Genomic DNA, 24,671 nt, shown 5'->3' with positions numbered 1-24,671 from the left:
ACGCCGCAACCGAAAGACCGCGCCCTTGACCAACGAGCGTCCTGATAAGCCCACCGTCTATGTCCTCTCGGGACCGAACCTCAACCTGCTCGGCACGCGCGAGCCCGAGATTTACGGCCACGATACCCTCAACGAGATCCACGCGCGGCTCGAGGCGCAGGCGGACACGCTGGGCCTTCGCCTCGAATGCCGCCAGACGAACCATGAAGGCGTGCTGATCGACTGGCTGCACGAAGCCTATGTCGAGGGCGCCAAGGCGGTGCTGCTCAACGCCGGGGGCTACACCCACACCTCGATAGCGATTCACGACGCGATCAAGTCGATCCGGGTGCCGGTCATCGAGGTCCATCTGTCGGACCCGATGAAACGCGAGGAATTTCGCCATATCTCTTATGTCGGCATGGCGGCCGCCGCGCATTTTGCAGGACATGGCGCGAACAGCTATACGCTGGCGCTGGACGCCGCCGCGCGACTCTGACAATAGGACGCATCAAAAACGGGGTCAGAGCGTCCTTTCCATGGACGCCGCAACAACAGGAAAATTCTCATGGGTGACCATAAAGACCATGGCATCAACATCGATCCGGCGTTCGTGCGCGCTCTCGCCGAATTGCTCGACGATACGCAGCTTTCAGAGATCGAGGTCGAGGATGGCGAGCGCAAGGTTCGTGTCGCCCGCACGCTGACCGCCGCCGCACCCGTCGCCTATGCGCCCGCACCGGTTGCCGCTCCCGCGGCAGCACCCGCCGCTCCGGCCGCAGCCCCTGCCGTTGCAGCTCCCGCCGCCGACAATTTCGCCGACGCCGTGAAGTCGCCGATGGTCGGCACCGTCTATCTGGCGCCCGAACCGAGCGCACCGAACTTCGCGGCCGTCGGCTCGGCCGTAAAGGCCGGCGATACCATCCTGATCATCGAGGCGATGAAGGTCATGAACCCGATCGTCGCGCCCGCCGCGGGCACGCTGAAGGCAGTGCATGTCGAGAACAGCCAGCCGGTCGAGTTCGACCAGCCGCTGTTCACCATCGGCTGAGGCCCCACCAATGGCCATCGAAAAACTGCTGATCGCCAACCGCGGCGAGATCGCGCTGCGCATCCACCGCGCATGCCATGAAATGGGCATCAAGACGGTCGCGGTCCATTCGACCGCCGACACCGACGCGATGCACGTCCGCCTCGCCGACGAGGCCGTGTGCATCGGCCCGCCGGCCGCGAAGGACAGCTACCTCAACATTCCCGCGATCATCTCGGCCGCCGAAATCACCGGCGCCGACGCTATCCACCCCGGCTATGGCTTCCTCTCGGAAAACGAGCGTTTTGCCGAGATTATCGAAGCGCATAACATGGTCTTCGTCGGGCCGAAGCCCGAGCATATCCGCACGATGGGCGACAAGGTCGAGGCAAAGCGCACCGCGGTGAAGCTTGGTCTGCCGGTCGTTCCGGGTTCGCCCGGCGCGGTGACCTTCAACGAGGAAACGAAAAGACTCGCGCAGGAGATTGGATATCCGGTCCTCATCAAGGCCGCCTCGGGCGGCGGCGGGCGCGGCATGAAGGTCGTTCCCGACGAGGACAGCCTCGAAAGCCTGATGGGTCAGGCATCGAGCGAAGCGGCGGCAGCTTTTGGTGACCCGACCGTTTACATGGAAAAATATCTCGGCAACCCGCGCCACATCGAATTTCAGGTGTTCGGCGACGGCAACGGCCAGGCCATCCATCTCGGCGAGCGCGACTGCTCGCTCCAGCGCCGTCACCAGAAGGTGCTCGAGGAAGCCCCCTCGCCGATCATCTCGGCCGAGGAACGCGCGCGCATGGGCAAGGTCTGCGCCGACGCGATGGCCGAAATGGGCTATCGCGGCGCCGGCACGATCGAATTCCTGTGGGAAAATGGCGAATTCTTCTTCATCGAGATGAACACCCGCATCCAGGTCGAGCATCCGGTGACCGAAATGATCACCGGCTTCGACCTCGTCCGCGAACAGATCCGCATCGCGGGCGGCATGGGCCTGTCGGTCCGGCAGGAAGACCTCGAATTCCGTGGCCATTCGATGGAATGCCGCATCAATGCCGAGGATCCACGCACCTTCCTGCCCTCGCCCGGCAAGGTCACCAACTATCACGCCGCCGGCGGCATGCACGTGCGCGTCGATAGCGGGCTTTACGCCGGCTATTCGATCCCGCCCTATTACGACAGCATGATCGGCAAGCTGATCGTCTATGGCCGCAGCCGCGAAAGCTGCATGATGCGCATGCGCCGGGCGCTCGAGGAAATGGTGATCGGCGGCATCAAGACGAACATCCCGCTGCATCAGGCGCTGCTTGCCGACCCCGACGTCATCCACGGCGATTACACGATCAAGTGGCTGGAAGAGTGGCTCGCGAAGCAGGACGCCGAGGGCGCCGCCTGATCGTCACCCACAAGCGATAGAGTGTGCGGTAGCTCACTTTAACTAGGGAAAGTTTTTGGCTATGGCCTTGGTCATGGTCAAAAACTCTTCCCCCTTCGTGCGCCATCCTGCGGCGCTGCTCCTCCCCCTGACGCTTCTCGCGGCTCCCGCGCTCGCGCAGACGAACGTCAAGGAGGATTCGGTTGTCCTCCAACCCGACAAGGTCAAGGACGACGCCCCGACCATCGAAACCGTCGCCGAAGCCAATCTGCCCGACTGGTCGGCCACGAATGCCAAGGCGCTGCTCGCCTTCATCAAGACGATCGGCGACGAGGGACTGTTCGCCAAGGATTACAACCCCGACGGGCTTCAGGCGGCGATCGATAGCGGCGATCAGACGCGGCTCGACAAGGTCGCAACCGACAGCTTCCTGCTGCTCGCCACGCATCTGCGCGACGGCCGCACGCCCAACGTGGCGCGCAAGCAGTGGTTCATGACCGACAGCGACACGAAGGACACGCCGCTGATCGCGCTCCTCACCGCCGCGCTGACGTCGGGCGGTATTGCCCCGACGCTGACCGCGCTCGATCCCATCCATCCCAATTTCGCGGTGCTCAAAGCCTCGCTCAAGACCGCCAAGACGCCGGCCGACGCCAATGCTATCCGCGTCAATATGGAGCGCTGGCGCTGGATGCCGCGCAGCCTTGGCGAGCGCTATGTCGTCAGCAACGTGCCCGAATATCTGACCCGCGTGATCCACGGCGGCACGACCATCGCGACGCACAAGGCGGTGGTTGGCAAGCCGACGACCCCGACGCCGCAGCTCAACCCGATGGCGACCGGCATCATCGTCAACCCGACGTGGACACTGCCGCGCAGCATCATCAACGAAGGCATCGGCGCCACCATCGCCAGCAATCCGGCCCGCGCCCGCGCGCAGGGCTACACCTGGACGGGCAGCGGCAAGACGCTGTCGGTGGTGCAACAGCCGGGCGCGAACAACGCGCTGGGCGTGATGAAGATGGAGATGCTGAACCCGCACGCCATCTACCTCCACGACACGCCGTCGAAGGGCGCCTTTGCCGCTGCCGCGCGCGCGTTCAGCCATGGCTGCATCCGCACCGAGCGTGCTTTGCACTTCTCGGGTCTGATGGCGGTCTATTTCGCCGGCAAGAGCCCCGAGGAATTCGGCGCCGCGATCGCGAGCGGCAAGACGACGAAGTTCAGCTTCGACCAGCCCTTCCCGGTCTATGTCGCCTATTGGACGGTGATCCCCAATGCGGCGGGCACCGGCGTCAGCAAGCTCGCCGACATCTATGGCCGCGACGCACCCGTCGTTGCGAGCTTCGCCAAGCCCGGCCGCGCGGCCGCGGTGGTGATCTCGCCCAACCCGCCGGCGGTGGTGCCGACGGTGCCGACGACGCAGGCAACGACGGGCATTTATTGAGGCAATGATTCCCATGACGCGGAGCGTATCGTTCGGCCTTTGCGCTGCCGTCGTTATGGGCGTCGCGTTCGTTCCAACGGTTAGTGCTCAAACGGCCGCTCCGTGGCAAAAGACCGAAGATTTTGGCGGGGCAACCCCGATCAACAAGAACGCGTGGTTCAAAGTCACCGACTATCCCGGTAGCGCGCTCCGCGACAATCTTCAGGGCAATGTGATTATCGCTTTCGACATATCGACCACCGGGCGGGCAGAAAATTGCGTTGTGCAATCGTCAAGCGGACATGATGCCCTCGACCAGGTTCCTTGCAGGTTAATCGAAGAACGAGCGAAGTTCCGGCCTGCACTGGACGCGGAAGGCAGACCGTTCCGCACACAGGGCCGTTATAGCATCGCCTTCTGGATACCAGACTGACCCTGCACGCCAGGCTGACGATAGTTCGCTCCGACTGTCAGTCCGCTGTCTTCGGAAAAGTCCCGCTCGTCGCGCCGGTGCGGACCATATTCTCGGTCCCCGGCGCCGGTTCGGCGGGCAGCGGGAAGACCGGCATCGGCGGCGGCACGCTCAGCTTGTCGGCGAACAGCAGTCGGCCAGGCCCCAGCTTGTAGAGCACCATCGGCAGCAGCTCTTCGCCGAAGACGAAGCAGCCTTCGCTGCGCCCCAGCTTGCCCTGCGTCGCGATCAGCGACGGTTCGGCATACCAGGCGCCGTGGATGACGATCGCGCGCATGTCGGCGTTGTTGTTGTCGGGTTCCAGCCCCGCAAGCCGCATCGACGACCCGTTGGCGCCCCAATAATAATCGCTGGTGCGATAGGCGCCGCGCGACGAGGCAAGGCTGCCCGGCGCGTTCGAGAAGCGCTTGAGCCAGCCGTCATGCTGCGGGTCGGATCCGCGGCCATGCGTCACCGGGAACATCTCGATCTTGCCCGCCGCCATATCGACGAGCGCGAAGCGCGGACGCGACGAAGGCAGTCCGAAATCGACGATGCCGACGCGGTCACTCTGGTGGATATTGCGCGACTGCAAGGCGAGTTGCTTGCGCGCCACGGCGAGATAGTCGACCGGCGCCTGCACCGGCGCCGGGGGGGCAGACGGTTGGGCGATCCAGTCGGGCAATTGGGCGGCCCGCGCCGAGGCTGCGGCCAGCGCACCAGCGCCCGCCATGGCTCCCAGCAACTTCCGCCGATCGATCATGTCATTCACGTAAACAGCAACCCCGCAATGGCCGCCTCTGGCGGTCCCTCGATCCTGCATAGATCGTATCCGGACCGGGAAAGGCAAGCTGGTGGTTCCCCTTCATGCGGGAAGATGTGCCATATATGCCATGAATAGCGGGTTTACGCTGCTGTAAGCTCTCATTAGGACGCGGCGCATGAAGGCAATTATCTGGCACAACCCCGCCTGCGGCACCTCGCGCAACACGCTCGCGATTCTCGAAGAAACGCCGGGTGTGGAGGTCGAGGTCGTCCAGTATCTGAAGACGCCCTACACTGCCGACAAGCTGCGCCAGCTCTTCCGCGATGCCGGCATGTCGGCACGCGACGCGCTGCGCCTGCGCGGCACCGACGCCGAGGAACGCGGGCTGACAGACGCCGACGAAGACGCGATCATCGCCGCGATGGTCGAAAATCCCGCCTATGTGGACCGCCCCTTCGTCGAGACCGAAAAGGGCGTCCGCTATTGCCGCCCGCAGGACCGGGTGCGCGAGATACTCTGAGGCGCCGCGCCGTCGGCTTAGGGGTGGAAGCGGACATTAGCTTTCAATGTCTGCAAATTCCCATCGTGCCCTTTCGCCAATCTTGCGCGCAACGTCATTCCATGTCGCACCGGTGGCATGCCGAATGCGCTTGCGGACATATTCCTCTATAGCGTTGGCGTCGAACTTGCGCATGAATAGCCGCTTTCCGCCGGGCAAAGATACGTATCGATCAAGTTCGGAATCGAGCCAGCTTGGCGAACAAACATCAAAATCGAACAAATCTGCTCCGCGGCTTCCCTTGGATCCGATTTCGGCGCGAACGGAGATGCGAAAAACATTTTCGTCAGGCCGGACGTTTTGGAGAAACTCTCCATCTTGCGTTGCAAGCGATCTAAGCTCTGCTTCCATGTTCTCAGGTTACTGACGAGGCATGGCGTCCGCAATCGGTTGTTAACGGTCATTCCCTTCTGGACAGAATCGGAAGCCCGCCGCTACCCGCCACACATGGGTATCATCGCAACGATCATGAACACGGCCACCGGCCAGCCGCTCCAGAAAATGAGCTTCAACCGCATGCCGAAGCCGTGGGCCAGCTTCACGCTGGAGACGGGACAGCTCGTCACTGCCGAGCGCATCGACGTCGGAAAACCCGAGCCGGGCAAATTCGCGGCGCCGATCAGCATCTGGGTCACGGTCAAGCCGAAGGACTGATCCGCCCGCCGGCAATATGAAAGCGCGTCACCGGTCCCGGCATCGCATCGAACAGAGCCGCCTCGGTCCCGGTGAGCCAGGCCTGCCCGCCCTGCCCCGCCAGCCGCTCATAGAGCGCGGCGCGGCGCGAGGGGTCGAGATGCGCGGCGACCTCGTCGAGCAGCAGCACCGGACGCGCTCCGCGCAGCCGGGCGACGCAATCGCTGTGTGCGAGGACGAGCGACAGCAGCATCGCCTTTTGCTCGCCGGTCGAACAGCGCGCCGCCGACCGGCCCGTCCCGGCATGAACGGCAGACAAATCGTCGCGGTGCGGTCCGGCGGTCGCGCGGCCGGCCGCAGCGTCGATCCGGCGGCGGCCCGCGAAAAGCGCCTTCAGCGCCTCGACACCATGCGATGCATCGCGCGGCGCGCCCTCGCTGTCGACAAGCGTCAGCAGCGGCCGCGCAAAGGGCGCATCGGGTTGCTCCGCAAGTTCGGCCGAGAGCGCGGTGAGTGTCGCCCGCCGCGCCGCGTCCATCGCCGCGCCATGCTCGGCGAGTTGCGCTTCCAGACTTGCCAGCCATTGCTGGTCGGCGGTCGCGATGTCGGCAAGCAGCTTGCCCCGCGCGCGCAGGGCGGCGTCATAGCGGGTGCTGTGCTGCGCATGGCGCGGATCGAGCGCCAGCACCAACCGGTCGAGGAAGCGCCGCCGGTTGCCCGCGGTCTCGACGAACAGCCGATCCATCGCCGGCGTCAGCCACAGCACCGATATCCACTCGCCGAGCGACGCCGCCGCCGCCGACGCACCGTTGATGCGGACGATCCGTCGCCCCGGATGCGCGGCCTCGATCCCCGTTCCCAGCGCGACCGGCGGCAAATCGGCCCCGGCCTGCACTTCGGCGAAGATCGCGAAGCCTCCGCTGGCCCCGTCGCGCACCATGTCCGCCAGCGCCGCCCGCCGCAGTCCGCGCCCCGGCGCCAGCAGCGAGATCGCCTCCAGTATGTTGGTCTTGCCCGCGCCATTGTCGCCATGCAGCGCAACGAGGCCCGGCGTGGCCGCCATGTCCGCGCCAGCATGGTTGCGAAAATCGGTCAACGAAAGGCGGGCGAGCGTCATGCCCGTTTCGCCTACCGCAGCCATTCGCGCGACACCAGCCCGTGCCGCCGCAAGGCGATATGGAATTTTTCCCATAATCGGGAATTTTTACCTCTGTACCGCAAATTTTCCGCTGAAATATAATGTCTCAAACTCGAAAACGGCGGTTAACCGCCAATGAATGAAATTGGCACGCCTCCTGCAATAGATTGGGCATCCACCGGATGGTCCGGGTGGAGGACAAAAAAGGATAATATCATGGCCCACCTCAACGTCGAATCGTTCAAGAGCTACGCGGTTGCCGCGGTTGCCTCGCTCTACTGCTCGCTGATGTTCCTTGCCGCTGTCGGCCCGAACGCTGCGCACTTCGGTGGTCTGGTCGCCTGACCGGACCCCGTTGCCCACTAAAAACGCCGGCCATTCGGCCGGGATGGAAAGGAAAGAAATGAAACAGGGTTTTCGCAAGAATCGTCGCGACGGGATGATCTTCGGCGTGTGCGCCGGGATGGCAGACCAGTTCGGCATCGATGTCTTGTGGACGCGCGTCGCCTTTGTCGCCCTGACGCTGCTCGGCTTCGGCCTGCCTCTGCTGCTGTACCTCGCCGTCGCGATCCTCGCGCCCTAGGACAGCCCGGGCCGGCCGCCTTTCAGGCGCAGTCGCACCGGCCCGCCTATTTCCAAAACCAAGGGCCCGCCGGTCTCCACCGGTGGGCCTTTTCCTTGCCTGCTGGCGGCCGATTGTCGTGATTCAGCTTTCGGCGCTGTCGCCTTCTTCGGGGAAGCGATTCTCCATTTTATTGAAATGTTCGTCGCCGACAAATCCTCCGCCAAGATCATAGATATAGAGGGTAACCGGACAAGGCTGCTCAATTGCCCAGACGACTACCTCGTGGACTGAAACAGCTTCAAGCGCATCATAAACCACCGTCAATCTCGGATCGCTCTCGGGCGCTTGGTCGGCATCGGTGCAACTGTTGTCGTGTTCTACGGCCTCAACGATGGCATTGACCTCTCGCCAGCGGTACGGGCGGGTCCGGTTGTCTATAATGTTCCAGAGCATGAGCGGATTTCTCGCGCCACGCTGAGCATCCGCAACTGCAACTTCCCACCCCCAGTCCGCCCAAAGAAAAAGCCCCGCCGGATCGCTCCGGCGGGGCTTCTTGTCTTTCGCTTCATTACCCGAAGGGAAAGAGACTTACGCCTCGTCGCCCTGGATCAGGTAATCGCCGGCATCAGCATCGGTGCCGTGGGTTTCTCCCTCGACCGTACCCAGCGGATCGTCGCCGAGCGCCGCTTCGGGGCCCTGCGCCAGTTCGGCAGCATGCTCTTCTGCGGCAGTCTGCGGCGCGATCAGATGTTCCTGGTTCGCGCGCATCGCGGCGCGGAGGGCAGCATCCTTCGACGAAGCGGTCACGCGGACACGGTTCATGGCAGCGCCCGTACCCGCCGGGATAAGGCGGCCGACGATGACATTTTCCTTCAGGCCCTGCAGCGAGTCGATCTTGCCCTGCACCGATGCTTCGGTGAGAACGCGGGTCGTTTCCTGGAAGGACGCCGCCGAAACGAAGCTGCGGGTCTGCAGCGACGCCTTGGTGATGCCGAGGAGGACCGGACGCCCGACGGCGGGACGGCCATTCTTCGGAAGCTTGGCGTTATATTCCATCATCTCCAGATAATCGAGCTGCTCGGCCGGCAGCAGCGTGGTGTCGCCGCCGTCGGTGATCTCGACCTTCTGCAGCATCTGGCGAACGATCACCTCGATGTGCTTGTCGTTGATCTTCACGCCCTGCAGTCGGTAGACTTCCTGGATTTCCGCGACCAGATATTCGGCCAGCGCCTCGACGCCCATCACGTCGAGGATGTCGTGCGGGTTGGGCGAGCCCGAAATCAGCGCGTCGCCGCGCTTGACCTGGTCGCCTTCCTGCACTTCCAGCACCTTCGACTTGGGAATGAGGTACTCGATCGAATCGCCTTCTTCCGGAACGATCGCGATCTTGCGTTTCGCCTTGTAATCCTTGACGAATTCAATGCGGCCGCTGATCTTCGCGATAACGCTGTTGTCCTTCGGAATGCGTGCTTCGAACAGCTCGGCAACACGCGGCAGACCGCCGGTGATGTCGCGCGTCTTCGATGCTTCGCGGCTGACACGCGCCAGAACGTCGCCCGCCTGCACCGTCTGACCGTCCTCGACCGACAACATCGTGCCGACCGCGAGCAGATAGCGTGCGGCTTCACCCGACTGATCGTCGAGCAAGGTCAGGCGCGGCTGAAGGTCTTCCTTCTTGGCGCGGCCCGCCGAGCGATATTCGATCACGACGCGCTGGGCGATGCCCGTCGCTTCGTCGACCTGTTCGGCAAGCGTCTTGGTGTCGACCAGATCCTGATACTTCACCACACCGTGCTTTTCGGTGATCAGCGGCATCGTGAACGGATCCCATTCGGCGATCCGGTCGCCCTTCTTCACCTTCTCGCCGTCCTTGTGCAGGATCTGCGCACCATAAGGCAGCTTGTGCGACGCGCGCTCGCGGCCTTCGCTGTCGATGACCGCGATTTCGCCCGAACGCGACAGCGCCAGACGGCGGCCACGCTGGTCGACGATCGTCGCCATGTCACGATATTCGATCGTGCCGTCCGAGATCGCTTCGGCGTTCGACTGTTCGTTGACCTGCGCCGCCCCGCCGATGTGGAACGTACGCATCGTCAGCTGCGTGCCGGGTTCGCCGATCGACTGCGCGGCGATAACGCCGACAGCTTCACCGATGTTGACCGGCGTACCGCGCGCAAGATCACGGCCATAGCATTTGCCGCAAACACCCAGCGTCGCTTCGCAAACCAGCGGCGAACGGATCTTGACCGACTGGACTTCGGCGTCCTCGATACGCTGCGTCGTCGGCTCGTCGAGCAAGGTGCCCACCGGCGCGATGACGTTGCCGTCCTTGTCGACGACATCTTCCAGCGTCGTACGACCGAGGATGCGTTCGCCCAGCGAGGCGATCGTCGAACCGCCCTGGATGATCGCACGCATTTCCATGCCGCGTTCGGTGCCGCAATCTTCCTCGATCACGACGCAATCCTGCGACACGTCGACCAGACGGCGGGTCAGATAACCCGAGTTCGCCGTCTTGAGCGCCGTATCTGCCAGACCCTTACGGGCACCGTGAGTCGAGTTGAAATACTCGAGAACGGTCAGGCCTTCCTTGAAGTTCGAGATGATCGGCGTTTCAATGATCTCGCCCGACGGCTTGGCCATCAGGCCGCGCATGCCGGCAAGCTGCTTCATCTGGGCCTGCGAACCACGAGCACCCGAGTGCGCCATCATGTAGATGGAATTGATCGGGGCCAGACGGCCCGTCTTCGGATCCTTCGGCTCGGCGCGGATTTCGTCCATCATTGCGTTCGCGACCTTGTCGCCGCACTGTGACCAGGCGTCGATGGCCTTATTGTACTTTTCCTGCTGCGTGATCAGGCCGTCCTGATACTGCTGCTCGAAATCCTTCACCAGCGCACGGGTTTCGTTGACCATGCCTTCCTTCGAGTCCGGGATGATCATGTCATCCTTGCCGAAGGAAATGCCCGCCTTGAACGCGTTGCGGAAGCCCAGCGCCATGATGGCGTCGGCGAACAGCACGGTCTCTTTCTGGCCGGTGTGACGATAGACCTGGTCGATCACGTCGCCGATTTCCTTCTTGGTCAGAAGGCGGTTGACGACGTCGAAGGGCACCGTGTGCGACTTCGGCAGACATTCGCCGATGAGCATGCGGCCCGGAGTGGTCTCAAAACGCCGGAGATACTCGTTGCCCTGCTCGTCGGTCTGCGGGACGCGGCTCACCACCTTGGTGTGCAGCGTCACGGCGCCGGTGAACAGCGCCTGATGCACTTCGGCCATGTCGGCGAGCAGCATGCCCTCGCCCGGTTCGCCCGGACGCTCCATCGAGAGATAATAGAGACCCAGAACCATATCCTGCGACGGAACGATGATCGGCTTGCCGTTCGCGGGGCTGAGGATGTTGTTGGTCGACATCATCAGCACGCGCGCTTCCAGCTGCGCCTCGAGGCTCAGCGGGACGTGAACGGCCATCTGGTCACCGTCGAAGTCGGCGTTGAACGCAGCGCAGACCAGCGGGTGAAGCTGGATCGCTTTGCCTTCGATCAGGACGGGCTCGAACGCCTGAATGCCGAGGCGGTGAAGCGTCGGGGCGCGGTTCAGCAGGACCGGGTGCTCGCGAATGACTTCGTCGAGGATGTCCCAGACTTCCTTGCGTTCCTTTTCGACCCACTTCTTCGCCTGCTTCAGGGTCATCGAAAGACCCTTGGCGTCGAGACGCGCGTAGATGAAGGGCTTGAACAGTTCGAGCGCCATCTTCTTCGGCAGGCCGCACTGGTGCAGCTTGAGTTCCGGGCCGGTCACGATGACCGAGCGGCCCGAATAGTCGACGCGCTTACCGAGCAGGTTCTGACGGAAGCGGCCCTGCTTGCCCTTGAGCATGTCGGACAGCGACTTCAGCGGACGCTTGTTCGCACCGGTGATCGTACGGCCGCGGCGGCCGTTGTCGAACAGCGCGTCGACGGCTTCCTGCAGCATGCGCTTTTCGTTGCGGACGATGATGTCCGGCGCGCGCAGTTCCATCAGGCGCTTCAGGCGGTTGTTGCGGTTGATCACGCGGCGATACAGGTCGTTGAGATCCGACGTTGCGAACCGGCCGCCGTCGAGCGGCACCAGCGGGCGCAGTTCGGGCGGGATCACGGGAACGACTTCGAGGATCATCCATTCGGGGCGGTTGCCCGAATCGATGAAGCTCTCGACGACCTTCAGCCGCTTGATGATCTTCTTGGGCTTCAGTTCCGACTTGGTGACCGCGAGTTCGTCCAACAGGTCGACGCGTTCCTGCTCCAGGTCCAGATTCTCGAGGAGCACGCGGATCGCCTCGGCACCGATGCCGGCCGAGAAGGCGTCTTCGCCATATTCATCCTGTGCGTCGAGCAGTTCGTCTTCGGTCAGAAGCTGGAACTTCTCAAGCGGCGTCAGGCCCGGCTCGAGAACGATATAGGCTTCGAAATACAGCACGCGCTCGAGCTGCTTCAGCTGCATGTCGAGCAGCAGGCCGATGCGCGACGGCAGCGACTTCAGGAACCAGATGTGCGCGACGGGAGCGGCGAGCTCGATATGGCCCATACGCTCACGGCGGACCTTGGTCACCGTGACTTCGACACCGCATTTTTCGCAGACGATGCCCTTGTATTTCATGCGCTTGTACTTGCCGCACAGGCATTCATAATCCTTGATCGGACCAAAGATGCGCGCACAGAACAAGCCGTCACGCTCGGGCTTGAACGTGCGGTAGTTGATCGTCTCGGGCTTCTTGATCTCGCCGAACGACCATGAGCGGATACGCTCCGGGCTCGCGATGCCAATCTTGATCATGTCGAAGGTTTCGGGCTTCGCGACCGGGTTCATGAAGTTGGTAAGCTGGTTCATATTCTAGCTCCATCTTCCCCTCTCGCGCGTGGCGAGAGGGGTGAGGAAAAATCTTATTCGGCGGCTTCGGGAAGAGCGTCCGGACCTTCGTCGGGATCCTGCTCCGCATAGGAGGAGAGTTCGACGTTGAGGCCCAGCGAGCGCATTTCCTTGACGAGCACGTTGAAGCTTTCGGGAATGCCGGCCTCGAAGGTGTCGTCGCCCTTGACGATCGCTTCGTAAACCTTGGTGCGGCCGATCACGTCATCGGACTTCACCGTCAGCATTTCCTGCAGCGTGTACGCCGCGCCATAGGCCTGCAGCGCCCACACTTCCATTTCACCGAAGCGCTGGCCACCGAACTGCGCCTTACCGCCCAGCGGCTGCTGGGTAACAAGGCTGTACGGCCCGATCGAACGTGCGTGGATCTTGTCGTCGACCAGGTGATGCAGCTTCAGGATATACATGTATCCCACTGTCACCTTGCGGTCGAAGCGGTCACCGGTACGGCCATCGTACAGATCGACCTGACCCGACCGGTCGAGACCGGCGCGTTCCAGCATAGCCGACACATCGCCTTCTCGTGCACCGTCGAACACCGGGGTCGCGAAGGGCACACCGACCGAGAGATTCGAGGCAAGTTCGACGACCTCGTCCGTGCTGCGCGCCTTGATTTCGTCCGCATATTCATCGCCATAGGCCTGAAGCAGCGCTTCGCGAACCGCCTCGGGCGGTGCGCCCGCTTCAGGGTCCGGATTCGCCAGACGCCAATCCTCGAGCGCTGCCGTGATCTGGCGACCGAAGCCGCGCGATGCCCAGCCGAGGTGCGTTTCGAGGATCTGCCCGACGTTCATACGCGACGGCACGCCCAGCGGGTTGAGCACGAAGTCGACGTGTGTCCCGTCTTCGAGGAACGGCATGTCCTCGACCGGCAGGATGCGGCTGATGATGCCCTTGTTGCCGTGACGGCCGGCCATCTTGTCGCCCGACTGCAGCTTGCGCTTCACGGCAACGAAAACCTTGACCATCTTGAGCACGCCCGGGGCAAGTTCGTCGCCGCGCTGCAGCTTCTCGACGCGATCTTCATATTTCGCGCTGATCCGCTTGATCGCATCGTCATACTGCGCCTTGATCGCTTCGAGGGCGGTCTGGGCATTGTCTTCGACGACAGCCAGCTTCCACCAGTCGGCGCGGTCGAGGTCGATCAGCATCTGCTCGGTGACTTCGTCGCCCTTCTTCAGGCCCTTCGGTACCGCGCTGGTCGTCTGACCGATCAGCAGGTCTTTCAGGCTCGAGAAGGTCGCCCGGTTGAGGATCGCACGTTCGTCGTCGGCGTCCTGCTTCAGGCGCTCGATTTCTTCGCGTTCGATCGCGATCGCGCGTTCGTCCTTGTCGATGCCATGACGGTTGAAGACGCGGACTTCGACGACCGTGCCCGACACGCCCGGCGGCAGGCGGAGCGAGGTGTCGCGCACGTCGCTGGCCTTTTCGCCGAAGATCGCGCGCAGCAGCTTTTCTTCCGGCGTCATCGGCGATTCACCCTTGGGGGTGATCTTGCCGGCCAGAATGTCACCCGGGCCGACTTCGGCGCCGATGTAGACGATGCCCGCTTCGTCGAGGTTGCGAAGCGCTTCCTCGCCGACGTTCGGAATGTCGCGCGTGATGTCTTCCGGCCCGAGGCGCGTGTCGCGTGCGGTGACTTCGAATTCCTCGATGTGGATCGAGGTGAAGACGTCGTCCTTCACGATGCGCTCGCTGATGAGGATCGAGTCCTCATAGTTGTAGCCGTTCCACGGCATGAACGCGACGAGCACATTCTTGCCGAGCGCCAGTTCGCCGAGCTCGGTCGACGGACCGTCGGCGATGATGTCGCCGCTGCGGACAACGTCGCCAACCTTCACCAGCGGACGCTGGTTGATGCATGTGTTCTGGTTCGAACGCTGGAACTTCTGCAGGCGATAGATGTCGACGCCGGACTTGCCGGGTTCGACCATATCGGTCGCGCGGATGACGATACGCGTTGCGTCGACCTGATCGATCACACCGCCGCGGCGTGCCGCGATCGCTGCGCCCGAGTCACGAGCCACAGTGCCTTCCATGCCCGTGCCGACGACCGGAGCCTCGGCGCGGATCAGCGGAACAGCCTGACGCTGCATGTTCGATCCCATGAGCGCGCGGTTGGCGTCATCGTTTTCCAAGAACGGGATCAGCGACGCCGCGACCGAAACGAGCTGCTTCGGCGACACGTCCATCAGCGTGATCTGCGCCTTGGGCGCCATCAGGAATTCGCCCGCTTCACGCGCCGAAATCAGTTCGTCGATGAAGCTGCCGTCGGGGTTGAGGTCGGCGTTCGCCTGCGCAACCGTGTGCTTCGATTCTTCCATCGCCGACAGATAGACGACCTCGTTGGTCACCTTGCCGTCGATGATCTTGCGGTACGGGGTTTCGATGAAGCCATATTTGTTGACGCGCGCGAAGGTCGCGAGCGAGTTGATGAGACCGATGTTCGGGCCTTCCGGCGTTTCGATCGGGCAGATACGGCCATAGTGAGTCGGGTGAACGTCGCGGACCTCGAAGCCCGCGCGTTCGCGCGTCAGACCACCCGGCCCGAGCGCCGACACGCGGCGCTTGTGGGTGACTTCCGACAAGGGGTTGGTCTGGTCCATGAACTGCGAGAGCTGCGACGAGCCGAAAAATTCGCGTACCGCGGCAACCGCCGGCTTCGCGTTGATCAGGTCGTTCGGCATGACAGTCGACACGTCGACCGAGCTCATGCGCTCCTTCACGGCGCGCTCCATGCGGAGCAGGCCGACGCGATACTGGTTCTCGAGCAGCTCGCCGACCGAACGGACGCGGCGGTTGCCGAGGTTGTCGATATCGTCGATCTCGCCCTTGCCGTCCTTCAGGTTCACCAGTTCCTTGACGACGGCGAGGATATCCTCGCTGCGCAGCGTGGTGACCGTATCCTCGGCGTCGAGGCTGAGGCGCATGTTGAGCTTGACGCGGCCCACGGCCGACAGGTCATAGCGCTCGGCGTCGAAGAACAGGCCCGCGAACAGGGCTTCGGCGGTTTCGCGCGTCGGCGGTTCGCCGGGACGCATGACGCGATAGATGTCGCTCAGCGCTTGGTCGCGGTCCTCGGCCTTGTCGGCCTTCAGCGTATTGCGGATCCAGGGGCCCGTGTTGTTGTGGTCGATGTCGAGCAGGACGAGCTTGTCGATCCCGGCGCCGTCGAGCTTTTCGAGATTGTCGGCGGTCACTTCGTCGCCGGCTTCGATGTAGATCTCGCCGGTCGACTCGTTGATGAGGTCATAGGCGCTGTAACGGCCGAAGATTTCCTCGGTCGGGATCAGCAGCGTGTCGAGACCATCCTTCGCAGCCTTGTTGGCAAGGCGCGGGCTGATCTTGTGGCCGGCCGCGAAGACGACTTCGCCGGTCTTGGCGTCGACGACGTCGAACGCAGGCTTCGCGCCGCGCCAGTTTTCGACGACGAACGGAACCTTCCAGCCGTCCGAGGCACGCTCGAAGACCAGACGGTCATAGAAATAGTTCAGGATTTCCTCGCCCGACATGCCGAGGGCATAGAGGAGCGACGTCACCGGCAGCTTGCGCTTGCGGTCGATACGGACGTTGACGATGTCCTTGGCGTCGAATTCGAAGTCGAGCCACGAACCGCGATACGGAATGACGCGAGCGGCGAACAGATACTTGCCCGACGAGTGGGTCTTGCCGCGGTCATGGTCGAACAGGACACCCGGCGACCGGTGCATCTGCGACACGATGACGCGCTCGGTGCCGTTGACGAAGAAGGTGCCATTCTCGGTCATGAGCGGCATGTCGCCCATGTAAACGTCCTGCTCCTTGATATCGAGGACCGAACGGGTGTCGGTTTCGCTGTCGACTTCAAAGACGATCAGGCGCAGCGTGACCTTCATCGGCGCCGCATAGGTGATGCCGCGCTGACGGCATTCGTCGACGTCATACTTCGGCGCTTCGAGTTCGTAGTGAACGAAGTCGAGCTCGGCGGTGCCGGCGAAATCGCGGATCGGGAAAACGCTGCGCAGCGTCTTTTCGAGGCCCGACACATAGCCGACCGACGGATCCGAGCGCAGGAACTGCTCATAGGATTCGCGCTGCACCTCGATGAGGTTGGGCATCTCCACCGCTTCGTGGATGTTGCCGAACAGCTTACGGATTCGCTTGCTTGCGGTTGCTTCGAGGGCCTTGCCCACCGACTTCGCCTTGGTCGCCATAAGTGATTGTCTCGCCTTGATAAAATAGCTCGCGAGCGCAGGAGAGACGCAAAAAAGCCGCAAGCAACCGTTGCCGGTTTACCGCAGCTTTCCAACGCATCTCGAAATCCCGATCGCCCTATCCGTGCCCTCTGTTGCGCAAAGTCAGATGGCTTCCCGGACGGTCGGGTGAGGACGCGATATAGGATTTGGGGTGCGCGGTGTCAACGGAGCGGCCCGCCCGAAAATCGTCTCGACCGGAAAAAATTCGATTCACCGCGCCAGAGCAACGCTTCGCCCATTTCGGCATGATCCCTCTCCGCCCAAGCGCGTTCGAAGCTCTGTTCCATTACGCAATATCCGGAGAAACCAAGACAATGCGGAAGTACACTGGCCTTTTCACCTCTCTCACCCTCGGCATGGCGCTCGCTGCCGGGACGCCGGCTCTGGCGCAGCAGGCGCCCGCCCCCGCTGCGGCGGCAAGTGTGAACCTTGCGCCCGGCACCGTCGTTTATGACAGCGAAGGCAAGGAGATCGGCCCGATCGCCAGCGCAGATGGCGGCACCGTCGTCGTGAGCCTCGGCGACAAGCAGGCCCCCCTTCCCGCCAACGCTTTCATGCAGACCGACAAGGGCACAGCGATTACGCTGACCCTCGCGCAGCTGACGGCCGCGCTGGCGCAGCAGGAAGCCGCCCTCGAGGCCCAGCTCACCGCCGCGCTTCAGCCGGGGGCCGATATCCGCGGCGTCAATGGCAGTGCGGTCATCGGCAAGGTAAAATCCTCTGACGCAGAAGGCGTCGTCGTCGCGAGCGCGCAGGGCGACGTGCGCCTGCCGCGCAAGGCGTTCTTTGTCGGTGCGCAGGGCCTTGCGACCAGCTTCACCGCTGAGCAGTTCGCCGCCGCTATCGCCGACGCCGGCGCCACCCCGAGCGCCCAGCCCAGCGCGGTGGCCGACGCCGATGGCGCGACCGACACCGGAACGGCAGCGAAGCCCGCCGACTGATCCCGCCGGATCGGAGACAGCAAGAGGCGCGGGAGCATCGCTCCCGCGCCTTTTTCTTCGTCCTTCGCCTGCGAAGCATATCGACTTGCAATAATCATAATATCGATTATCAATATGACAAATCGGATGATAACGCGGGGGCCTTATGTTGCTGTGGAGCCGTCGGCTGCTGGCCGGACTGAATATCCTGAACTGGGTCACCGGCCTGCTGATCGTCGCCGCGCTCGGTTATGTGGGCTTCTTCGCGCCCGACATCTTCATCGAAAAGGCGCTGCACCAGCGCATCGCGCATCCCGAGGCGGCCGTCGGCTGGCTGCGCGCGATCACCTTCATCACCGCGCCCGTCATCCTGCTGGCGCACATCATCCTGACGCGGCTGATCGCGATGATCGACGATGCGCGCGCCGGCCGCCCCTTTGCCGCCGCCAACGCCGCGCGGTTGCGCCAGATCGCGTGGGCGCTCCTTACCATCCAGCTCCTCGACCTCGCCTTCGGCCTCGTCAGCATCCGTGCGAGCGCCGAGACGGGGGAATATTTCGGCTGGAGTTTCGGCGTCACCGGCTGGCTCGCCGTCCTCCTCCTCTTCGTGCTCGCGCGCGTGTTTGAAGGGGGCGCGGCGATGCAGGACGAGCTGGAACAGACGATCTGATGGCGATCCGTATCCAGCTCGACGATCTGCTCTGGCAACGCCGGATGACGCTGACCGAACTCAGCGAGCGCATCGACATCACGGTCGCCAACCTGTCGATCCTCAAGACCGGCAAGGCGCGCGCGATCCGCTTCTCGACGCTCGACGCGATCTGCCGCGCGCTCGACTGCCAGCCCGGCGACCTCATTCAATTCGACCCCGAAGGACCAGCCCCCGAAGGAACAGGCAATGAAGACTGATATCGCGTCCATCTATCGCCACGCCTGGGCCTTCGCGCGCCTCTGCCCGCTCCTCTTTCTGATCCCCGTCCTTGTCGAATTCGCGCAGCATATCGTCGAATGGCAGGCGGGCATGTACGACGGGATCGCGGGCGCCAAGGCGGCCGAGGCCGATCCGCTGCGCATGCAGTTCGGCTTTGCCAAGACGCTCGCGCTGCTGCTGCCCGGATACTGGTTCGCGCGCTTCATCCTGTTCGGCGGCGACGCCGCCCGGGCGCGCCGGATCGAATGGCCCGCAATCGGGCTGTGGCTTGTCCTGTTCGCGATCCACGGGCTCGAACAATGGTGGACCTTGTTCGGCCCGCCGTTGACCGGCCTTATCGGCCTGACCGGCGAGACCGCGCGCTGGACCGGCTATGCGCTTGTCGCCGGAGGCAGCATATTGGGCGTTTATCTCACCGCCTGGAGCAGCGCCTGGGCCGCGGGCAATGCCGCGATCGGGCCGATCCGTTCGATCGGCATCATGGCGGGCAGCTTCTGGTGGACGATCGCGCTGATGATCGTCGGCGTCCTGCCGCTGATGATTGTCCATTATACATTGAGCTATGCCGCAATCGTCGCGCCCGCGGCGCTCGACTGGCCGCTGCTGATCGTCGACGCGGTCGCGGTCGGCTTCCTCGCGCTGACCATGACCGGCGCCTCGACCGTCGCGGCGCAGCATGCCGCCCGCCGCAAGCAGGTCGATCTGGTCGGCGCCCCGAACGACTTGTCGCCGCTCAAAATATTCTCTTGAGCAGCTTCCCCGGATCACGGCGCAGCGCCATTTCCTCATTGCCCATATAGAGGAAAATGCCCTTCAGCGCCTGATCGGTAACCGACCCGGTCAGGCTGTCATGGCTGATCCCGGCGAGCGAGAGCAGCTGGCTGTTCCCCGATAGCTGGTCGAGCTGGCGGTATGCGCCGACACTTTCGAGCGCGCCGACAATCAGCGGGCGAACCTTTTCGCCCAGCACCCCGCCCGCGCTCGACTGCAGATAGCGCGTCGCGCCGTCATTCTTCGACACCAGCGAGGGCACGTCGCCCCAGCCAAGATTGTCGATCGCGGCGCGGAAGATCGGCTTGGCTTCGCCCGCCGCCTTGCCGCCCGCGTCGTTCAGGCTCCTGGTCAGCTTGGTCGTCAGCCCCAGCCTGTCACCCGCACCCATCAATTTCGAGGCGAGCTTGCCGCCCGCGCCGGGCAGCAGGATACGAACCGCGGTATCGGCATAAAAGGCCCCCGGCTGCGCCAGCCGGTCGAGTGCCGTATCCGACGCATTGGCGATCAGTCCCTTGACGCCCGGCTTCACGGTCTTCGCAAAGGCAACGGGTATCAGCCCCGCCATCGCCATCCCGGCCGCACCCGCCAGCAGCATCCGCCGCGCGATCATATCCTCATCCCGGTCCATGGCGCCTCTCCCTCTGTGGTCGTGCGCCAGACTATCAGCAAAGCGGGCCTCGCCAAAGCCCGAGCTATCTGTTCTTGCAGCAAAAACGGGCGGCGCCGCGACGCCCCCCGTCTTATTGCGTTCGCCCGATTTAGCGGCCCTGCGCCCAGCCGTGGAATATGCCGCCGGTCAGGCCCGACCACCACGGCCACACATGGACCAGGCACACGCCGTTGTCGGTCTTGTTCTGGCGGATCAGCAGCCCCCAATAGAGGCTGAAGTGCAGCAGCGCGAGCGCGACCCAGCCCCCCGCCGACGTCAGCACGCCCTTCCATGTCAGCTTGCCGAAGTTCGCGAGGAAATAGCCGATCATCGCCGACGCCGTCGTGCCGCCCTGCCCCAGCAGGATAGCCTCGATCTTGTCGGCGCATTTGCGGTCGAGGCAGATGCGTACGCCCCAGATTCCCTCGATCGACCAGCTCGCGTTCATCAGGCACTCCGCCGTGCCCTTGATGATCGCCATGATGTCGTCCTGCGTCTGCTGAGGGATCGGCGGCGTACCCTGACTGCCCCCCTGATTGCCTCCCCGTGGCGGCGCCGGCGGCGGGGCGCTGCCGCCACCGCCCCCGCCGCCACCGCCGCCTCCACCACCCGCACGCGGCAGGGCCAGCGGATCGAAATCCAGGATGTTGCGCCGTGCCGCCCATTCGCCCAGCCGTTCGATCACGGGATCCTCGAACAGATAGGGCGGCGGATCGCCGAACTTGCCGCTACCCAGCAGCTTGCGCACGCTGTCGGTCGAGGCGAGCGGCCGGAAGCCGAGCGCCTGCCAGTCGGACGATCCCAGCATCCCGGCGACATCGCGCCGCTCCAGCGCGCGCCACGGCATGGCGATCTTCTGTTTCTCGTCGCCGCCGGCCAGATGGGCAAAGCCGTCCTGCACCATCGCAACGACTTCCTCGCCCGCAACCTTGGCATCGTCGCCCAGGAACTTGGCGTAGGCAGAGATGATCGCATCGGGGTCACCGACATCCGCCCGGCCGCTCCGGGGGTCGAGGTTGATATTCTTTTCCAGAATATTGATCAGCGCGCGCGATCGTTCGGCGGCTTCGTTCACCGGCCCCTGAAAGGCCTCCAAACTCAATTTATCCATTTTCTATTCCTCTCGAATGATTGGAAAAACGGCAATTTTGTCCCACCCGGAAACAGGTCGGACGGCTACCGGAGCCGCGCGCCGTTATTTGCGCTGCAAGCCCGCTCTCTGGTTGCGACACGCCTTGCCTATCGGACCGGCGGCATGGTTTTCTTCCCCCTGACAGGGGGGAATTGGCGAGTGACCCGAGGCACTGCCGAACCCGAACGATCCCCTCACAATCGGCGTCGCGATCGATCCTCTTCGACCAAGGGAGCAAAAGCTTGTCCATGGACCGAACCGCGATGCGCCCCAGCAGCGCGCTGTCGCATCTCTCCCAGCTCGCCCGTCTCGGCCTGCCCAGCCGCACCGTGATTCCCGAGATGCTCGAGACGCTGAAGCATCTCGTGCCGAGCCATTTCTGCATGTTCGTCTGGATCGATGCCGCCGGGCGCCCGGTCGATTTCCATCTGCCGTGGATCATCCCCGAGGCGATCGAGGCGAACAGTTCGCTGCTCGGCTGCTACGATATGGAGGTGCCGAGCTTCACCAGCCTCGTGCGCGGCGGCCGCCCCTTCGGCTTCGCGGCCGAGGCCTGCCGCAAGGAGAATTTCGCCGACTCCTTTTTCTATAATGAGGTGTGCCGGCCCTATGGCGTCGGGCACGGCTTCGACGTGTTCGTGCGCGACGGCCGTACCGTGCGCGGCGTCGTGCTCGCGACCCGCGAACCCGGGCGGTCCTATTATTCGCGGCGGGACGTCGAGGCGCTGATGGGCGCGGCTCCGGCCTTTGCCCACGCGCTCGCCGCCGACAATCTCGACCAGCCCGCGTTGACCGCCTTCGCCGACAATGCCGAACGCGCGGTGCTGACGCTCGACGGCGACGGCCACATTATCGAGGCGAGCGGCCGGCACGAGCAACTCCTCCGCGCACTGCTGGACCTGCGCTTCGACGGGCGTTTCAGCCGCGACGCCTTTGCGACCGCCGCACCCGATCTCTTCGCACCGCTGATCGCTTCGTCGGCGCGGCACCCTGTGGTCGTCCGCATGACCGCCTATGGCCGGATCCTTATCCGCCTCTACCCCGTCACGCGCCCGGTTGCCGGCGATGCGCCAGCGGCGCCTCACAGCGCAGATCATCACTATGCACTGATCGAACGACAGGTGCCGCTCCCGCTGGAAATCGTGAAGCGCCTCGCCGCCTTCGACCTGTCGCCGCGCGAACGCGAGGTCGCGCAGCACCTGCTGCTCGCGCATCCGCCCGCGCGGATCATGAAGGAAACGGGCGTCGGTGCCCACACGCTCCACGATTACCGCCGCCGCATCTACCGCCGCGTCGGCGTCGGCTCACGCGAGGAGCTTGTGCAGCGGGTTTTGAGCTGACCGGTCAGGCCGCCATGCGAAGCCGGTTCCGGCCTTCACGCTTCGCAACATAGAGCGCTTGGTCGGCGCGGTGGAGCAGTTCCTCGGCGTCGATTTCGCAGTCATAGATCGCGAGCCCGATGCTCACCGTTGCGGGGGGCAGTTCCGCTCCCTCGGCGCCCTCGGCCTCGATCGCCTTGCGCAGGCGCTCGGCGACCATCTCGGCGGCGTTCGCGCTCGAGCGTTGCAGGACGCACACGAATTCCTCACCGCCGAAGCGGCCGACCAGATCCTCGTCGCGCAGCGACGCCTTGGCGCGGCGTGCCACGCGGCGGATCACCTCGTCGCCGGTCGCATGGCCGTAATTGTCGTTGATCCGCTTGAAATGGTCGATGTCGAAAATCGCGACCGCCAGCGGTGCGCCATGTTCGCGCGCGCCGACCAGCGCCCGCTCGAGGAAATCCAGCGTGTGACGGCGGTTGGGAAGCCCGGTCAGCATGTCGGTGTTGGCGACCCGCTCGGCCGCGCTCCGTGCTGCCTCGAGGATACGGGCATTCTCGACCGTCTCGGTCACGTCCTGCACGGTGCCGAAGATGCCGACAGCCTTGCCGCCGCGGCTCATCTCGATCGACCCATGCGACTTCACATGGCGGATCTCGCCGTCGGTGCGCCGGATGCGACCCTGATATTCGAAGGGCTGGCCGGTCTGGACCGCCTCCTCCAGGATCTTCTGCACCACGGCGCGATCCTCGGGCACATATTGTTCGACGCTGTAACGGACGTCGACCGGCGTTCCCGGCTCTACCCCGTGAACGCGATAGGTCTGGGCGGACCACTGGATCGTCCAGCGCACAAGGTCGACACGCCAGTGCCCGACATGCGCCGCCGCCTCCGCCTGTGTCAGCCAGCGGTTGCTCTGCTCCAGCCGCTTGGCAAGCCGGCGCTGCGTCACCAGCAGCGCGGCGAGCGGCAGGGTCGTGAACAGCAGGGTCACCAGATAGAATTGCAGGAAGAAGACCTTGCTCTTCTGGCTGCCGTCGATCGCCGCGATCGGGCCATAGCCCTGCCCCGTCAGCCACGCCGCGAGGATCGCGACGATCAGCATCCCCGCCGCGGCGCCGAAAGGCCCCAGCCGGTACGCCGCGATGATGACCGCAACGGTCGGCAGGAAGGTCGCGGGGAAATGCGATTGCGAAAAGCAGAGCGCGGTCAGCCCGGCCGCGACGGCAAGGAGCGCGCTGGCCTCTATGATCATCGCGTGCGAAATGTTCGAGAAGGCCTTGGTCTCGAACAATCGGGCGAGCATCACAATCGGCGGCGCGACGATAAGCATGCCCAGCGCCACCGTGGTCAGCCACGATAGGAAGAAGTCGGGCGTGCGGCTTGCCAGGCCAACGCCTACGAGCGCCGTGGCGATGGAGGCGCTGAGCGCACTGGCGGACAGGGTCGCAATGCAGAAATTGGTGACGGCGCGCGGGTTCATGAACGACAGTTCGCCGGTAATGCGTCGGCGGATGAGCCAGGAGGCGGCAAGGGCCTCTACCGCGTTGGCAAAGCTGAAGGCGGCCGCCATCCACAGCGGCGCGCCGCTCAGCGCGTTTGCGGCGAGGCTGGCCCCCACCATGCCGACGAAAGACGCCCCGCGCGCGTGCGCGGGCATCAACAGCAACAGCGCCAGGAAATAGCCGCTTGGCGGCCAGATCGCCGCGATATTGTCGGCGCCTTTGGTCGCGTGCAGCGACAGGCTCGCCAGCAGGAAATAGCCGAGCGCCGTCAGGAGCGACCACAAAGCCGCCTCGACTCTGGGGGAGGCCGAGTGCTTCATGCCCCCGATCTAGCCGAAAAGTGGAAAATAAACCGATAACATTGACGCGGTCTATCCGC

General features: G+C 63.9%; 23 protein-coding genes. 14 read left to right on the top strand and 9 right to left on the bottom strand.

Going from position 1 to position 24,671, the window contains the following annotated elements; genetic code table 11:
• Positions 1-25: 25 nt before the first annotated feature.
• From ACQY80_RS11980 to ACQY80_RS11960, 5 genes are all read left to right on the top strand, one after another.
• Positions 26-478, top strand: a complete 453-nt coding sequence (locus ACQY80_RS11980; protein WP_428679775.1) for a type II 3-dehydroquinate dehydratase — start codon at positions 26-28, stop codon at positions 476-478.
• A gap of 69 nt (positions 479-547) precedes the next feature.
• A complete protein-coding gene (gene accB, locus ACQY80_RS11975) occupies positions 548-1,030 on the top strand; it encodes an acetyl-CoA carboxylase biotin carboxyl carrier protein (RefSeq protein WP_428679773.1) in 483 nt (160 codons plus the stop codon).
• Positions 1,031-1,040: 10 nt separating this feature from the next.
• Positions 1,041-2,402 carry an acetyl-CoA carboxylase biotin carboxylase subunit gene (gene accC / locus ACQY80_RS11970; protein ID WP_428679771.1) on the top strand — a complete coding sequence of 454 codons (1,362 nt, stop codon included), beginning with the start codon at positions 1,041-1,043 and terminating at the stop codon, positions 2,400-2,402.
• 73 nt (positions 2,403-2,475) lie between these two features.
• Positions 2,476-3,828, top strand: coding sequence for a L,D-transpeptidase family protein (locus ACQY80_RS11965; RefSeq protein ID WP_428679768.1), 1,353 nt, complete (start codon positions 2,476-2,478; stop codon positions 3,826-3,828).
• A 13-nt stretch (positions 3,829-3,841) separates the two neighbouring features.
• A complete protein-coding gene (locus ACQY80_RS11960) occupies positions 3,842-4,240 on the top strand; it encodes an energy transducer TonB (protein ID WP_428679766.1) in 399 nt (132 codons plus the stop codon).
• A gap of 37 nt (positions 4,241-4,277) precedes the next feature.
• On the opposite strand, the gene ACQY80_RS11955 is transcribed toward ACQY80_RS11960, so the two are convergent.
• Complete coding sequence (locus tag ACQY80_RS11955; protein WP_428679763.1) at positions 4,278-4,991, bottom strand: murein L,D-transpeptidase catalytic domain family protein; 714 nt, start codon at positions 4,989-4,991, stop codon at positions 4,278-4,280.
• Between the two features lie 208 nt (positions 4,992-5,199).
• Between ACQY80_RS11955 and ACQY80_RS11950 the strand changes: the two genes are divergently transcribed.
• A complete protein-coding gene (locus tag ACQY80_RS11950) occupies positions 5,200-5,544 on the top strand; it encodes an arsenate reductase family protein (protein ID WP_428679760.1) in 345 nt (114 codons plus the stop codon).
• A 36-nt stretch (positions 5,545-5,580) separates the two neighbouring features.
• Here ACQY80_RS11950 and ACQY80_RS11945 read toward each other — a convergent pair whose 3' ends face one another.
• Positions 5,581-5,934, bottom strand: a complete 354-nt coding sequence (locus ACQY80_RS11945; RefSeq protein ID WP_428679757.1) for an Imm8 family immunity protein — start codon at positions 5,932-5,934, stop codon at positions 5,581-5,583.
• A 96-nt stretch (positions 5,935-6,030) separates the two neighbouring features.
• Here ACQY80_RS11945 and ACQY80_RS11940 point away from each other — a divergent pair, with 96 nt between their 5' ends.
• Complete coding sequence (locus tag ACQY80_RS11940) at positions 6,031-6,237, top strand: hypothetical protein (RefSeq protein WP_428679754.1); 207 nt, start codon at positions 6,031-6,033, stop codon at positions 6,235-6,237.
• On the opposite strand, the gene recF is transcribed toward ACQY80_RS11940, so the two are convergent.
• Positions 6,221-7,333, bottom strand: a complete 1,113-nt coding sequence (gene recF / locus ACQY80_RS11935) for a DNA replication/repair protein RecF (protein WP_428679752.1) — start codon at positions 7,331-7,333, stop codon at positions 6,221-6,223. The two genes, ACQY80_RS11940 and recF, sit on opposite strands and share 17 nt — an antisense overlap.
• Before the next feature lie 237 nt (positions 7,334-7,570).
• On the opposite strand from recF, the gene ACQY80_RS11930 reads away from it, so the two are divergent.
• Both ACQY80_RS11930 and ACQY80_RS11925 read left to right on the top strand, forming a co-directional pair.
• The gene (locus ACQY80_RS11930; protein WP_428679749.1) at positions 7,571-7,699 is read left to right on the top strand and encodes a hypothetical protein; all 129 of its coding nucleotides are present in this window, start codon (positions 7,571-7,573) and stop codon (positions 7,697-7,699) included.
• Positions 7,700-7,757: 58 nt separating this feature from the next.
• Positions 7,758-7,937, top strand: a complete 180-nt coding sequence (locus tag ACQY80_RS11925; protein ID WP_428679746.1) for a PspC domain-containing protein — start codon at positions 7,758-7,760, stop codon at positions 7,935-7,937.
• A gap of 123 nt (positions 7,938-8,060) precedes the next feature.
• Here ACQY80_RS11925 and ACQY80_RS11920 read toward each other — a convergent pair whose 3' ends face one another.
• The 3 genes from ACQY80_RS11920 to rpoB form a co-directional block, all read right to left on the bottom strand.
• Positions 8,061-8,372: a hypothetical protein gene (locus tag ACQY80_RS11920; protein ID WP_428679744.1), complete on the bottom strand. Its 312-nt coding sequence runs from the start codon at positions 8,370-8,372 to the stop codon at positions 8,061-8,063.
• Between the two features lie 135 nt (positions 8,373-8,507).
• A complete protein-coding gene (gene rpoC / locus ACQY80_RS11915; RefSeq protein ID WP_428679741.1) occupies positions 8,508-12,788 on the bottom strand; it encodes a DNA-directed RNA polymerase subunit beta' in 4,281 nt (1,426 codons plus the stop codon).
• Positions 12,789-12,841: 53 nt separating this feature from the next.
• Entirely contained in the window at positions 12,842-17,020 is a 4,179-nt protein-coding gene (gene rpoB / locus ACQY80_RS11910) for a DNA-directed RNA polymerase subunit beta (RefSeq protein WP_428679739.1), read from the bottom strand.
• 356 nt (positions 17,021-17,376) lie between these two features.
• Between rpoB and ACQY80_RS11905 the strand changes: the two genes are divergently transcribed.
• From ACQY80_RS11905 to ACQY80_RS11890, 4 genes are all read left to right on the top strand, one after another.
• Positions 17,377-18,003: a hypothetical protein gene (locus tag ACQY80_RS11905; protein ID WP_428679737.1), complete on the top strand. Its 627-nt coding sequence runs from the start codon at positions 17,377-17,379 to the stop codon at positions 18,001-18,003.
• A 148-nt stretch (positions 18,004-18,151) separates the two neighbouring features.
• Positions 18,152-18,652 (top strand): DUF2975 domain-containing protein, encoded by a 501-nt coding sequence (locus tag ACQY80_RS11900; RefSeq protein ID WP_428679734.1) that lies wholly within the window; start codon positions 18,152-18,154, stop codon positions 18,650-18,652.
• Positions 18,652-18,891: a helix-turn-helix domain-containing protein gene (locus ACQY80_RS11895; RefSeq protein WP_428679732.1), complete on the top strand. Its 240-nt coding sequence runs from the start codon at positions 18,652-18,654 to the stop codon at positions 18,889-18,891. The genes ACQY80_RS11900 and ACQY80_RS11895 overlap by 1 nt, the downstream gene beginning before the upstream one ends.
• Positions 18,881-19,663: a hypothetical protein gene (locus tag ACQY80_RS11890; RefSeq protein ID WP_428679729.1), complete on the top strand. Its 783-nt coding sequence runs from the start codon at positions 18,881-18,883 to the stop codon at positions 19,661-19,663. The genes ACQY80_RS11895 and ACQY80_RS11890 overlap by 11 nt, the downstream gene beginning before the upstream one ends.
• On the opposite strand, the gene ACQY80_RS11885 is transcribed toward ACQY80_RS11890, so the two are convergent.
• Both ACQY80_RS11885 and ACQY80_RS11880 read right to left on the bottom strand, forming a co-directional pair.
• Positions 19,647-20,315: a DUF4197 domain-containing protein gene (locus ACQY80_RS11885; protein WP_428679726.1), complete on the bottom strand. Its 669-nt coding sequence runs from the start codon at positions 20,313-20,315 to the stop codon at positions 19,647-19,649. The two genes, ACQY80_RS11890 and ACQY80_RS11885, sit on opposite strands and share 17 nt — an antisense overlap.
• Before the next feature lie 130 nt (positions 20,316-20,445).
• Positions 20,446-21,447 carry a hypothetical protein gene (locus tag ACQY80_RS11880; RefSeq protein ID WP_428679723.1) on the bottom strand — a complete coding sequence of 334 codons (1,002 nt, stop codon included), beginning with the start codon at positions 21,445-21,447 and terminating at the stop codon, positions 20,446-20,448.
• Positions 21,448-21,710: 263 nt separating this feature from the next.
• Here ACQY80_RS11880 and ACQY80_RS11875 point away from each other — a divergent pair, with 263 nt between their 5' ends.
• Entirely contained in the window at positions 21,711-22,808 is a 1,098-nt protein-coding gene (locus ACQY80_RS11875) for a helix-turn-helix transcriptional regulator (RefSeq protein WP_428679721.1), read from the top strand.
• A gap of 4 nt (positions 22,809-22,812) precedes the next feature.
• Here the strand turns inward: ACQY80_RS11875 and ACQY80_RS11870 are convergent, their stop codons facing one another.
• A complete protein-coding gene (locus ACQY80_RS11870) occupies positions 22,813-24,576 on the bottom strand; it encodes a diguanylate cyclase (protein ID WP_428679718.1) in 1,764 nt (587 codons plus the stop codon).
• Between the last annotated feature and the right edge of the window lie 95 nt (positions 24,577-24,671).

Origin of the sequence: Sphingopyxis sp. (assembly GCF_965279755.1) — a bacterium.
Classification (GTDB): domain Bacteria; phylum Pseudomonadota; class Alphaproteobacteria; order Sphingomonadales; family Sphingomonadaceae; genus Sphingopyxis.
The sequence above is the reverse complement of the archived record's forward strand: the minus strand, read 5'-3'. Positions and strand labels throughout refer to the sequence as shown.

Bases quoted from the DNA above. Each gene is read 5' to 3' on its own strand.
- ACQY80_RS11885 (WP_428679726.1), bottom strand. From the start codon at position 20,315: ATGGACCGGGATGAGGATATGATCGCGCGGCGGATGCTGCTGGCGGGT.
- recF (WP_428679752.1), bottom strand. From the start codon at position 7,333: ATGACGCTCGCCCGCCTTTCGTTGACCGATTTTCGCAACCATGCTGGC.
- ACQY80_RS11950 (WP_428679760.1), top strand. From the start codon at position 5,200: ATGAAGGCAATTATCTGGCACAACCCCGCCTGCGGCACCTCGCGCAAC.
- ACQY80_RS11925 (WP_428679746.1), top strand. From the start codon at position 7,758: ATGAAACAGGGTTTTCGCAAGAATCGTCGCGACGGGATGATCTTCGGC.
- rpoC (WP_428679741.1), bottom strand. From the start codon at position 12,788: ATGAACCAGCTTACCAACTTCATGAACCCGGTCGCGAAGCCCGAAACC.
- ACQY80_RS11905 (WP_428679737.1), top strand. From the start codon at position 17,377: ATGCGGAAGTACACTGGCCTTTTCACCTCTCTCACCCTCGGCATGGCG.
- ACQY80_RS11895 (WP_428679732.1), top strand. From the start codon at position 18,652: ATGGCGATCCGTATCCAGCTCGACGATCTGCTCTGGCAACGCCGGATG.
- ACQY80_RS11945 (WP_428679757.1), bottom strand. From the start codon at position 5,934: ATGGAAGCAGAGCTTAGATCGCTTGCAACGCAAGATGGAGAGTTTCTC.
- ACQY80_RS11960 (WP_428679766.1), top strand. From the start codon at position 3,842: ATGACGCGGAGCGTATCGTTCGGCCTTTGCGCTGCCGTCGTTATGGGC.
- ACQY80_RS11940 (WP_428679754.1), top strand. From the start codon at position 6,031: ATGGGTATCATCGCAACGATCATGAACACGGCCACCGGCCAGCCGCTC.
- ACQY80_RS11955 (WP_428679763.1), bottom strand. From the start codon at position 4,991: ATGGCGGGCGCTGGTGCGCTGGCCGCAGCCTCGGCGCGGGCCGCCCAA.
- accC (WP_428679771.1), top strand. From the start codon at position 1,041: ATGGCCATCGAAAAACTGCTGATCGCCAACCGCGGCGAGATCGCGCTG.
- ACQY80_RS11965 (WP_428679768.1), top strand. From the start codon at position 2,476: ATGGTCAAAAACTCTTCCCCCTTCGTGCGCCATCCTGCGGCGCTGCTC.
- ACQY80_RS11930 (WP_428679749.1), top strand. From the start codon at position 7,571: ATGGCCCACCTCAACGTCGAATCGTTCAAGAGCTACGCGGTTGCCGCG.
- accB (WP_428679773.1), top strand. From the start codon at position 548: ATGGGTGACCATAAAGACCATGGCATCAACATCGATCCGGCGTTCGTG.
- ACQY80_RS11880 (WP_428679723.1), bottom strand. From the start codon at position 21,447: ATGGATAAATTGAGTTTGGAGGCCTTTCAGGGGCCGGTGAACGAAGCC.
- rpoB (WP_428679739.1), bottom strand. From the start codon at position 17,020: ATGGCGACCAAGGCGAAGTCGGTGGGCAAGGCCCTCGAAGCAACCGCA.
- ACQY80_RS11890 (WP_428679729.1), top strand. From the start codon at position 18,881: ATGAAGACTGATATCGCGTCCATCTATCGCCACGCCTGGGCCTTCGCG.
- ACQY80_RS11920 (WP_428679744.1), bottom strand. From the start codon at position 8,372: ATGCTCTGGAACATTATAGACAACCGGACCCGCCCGTACCGCTGGCGA.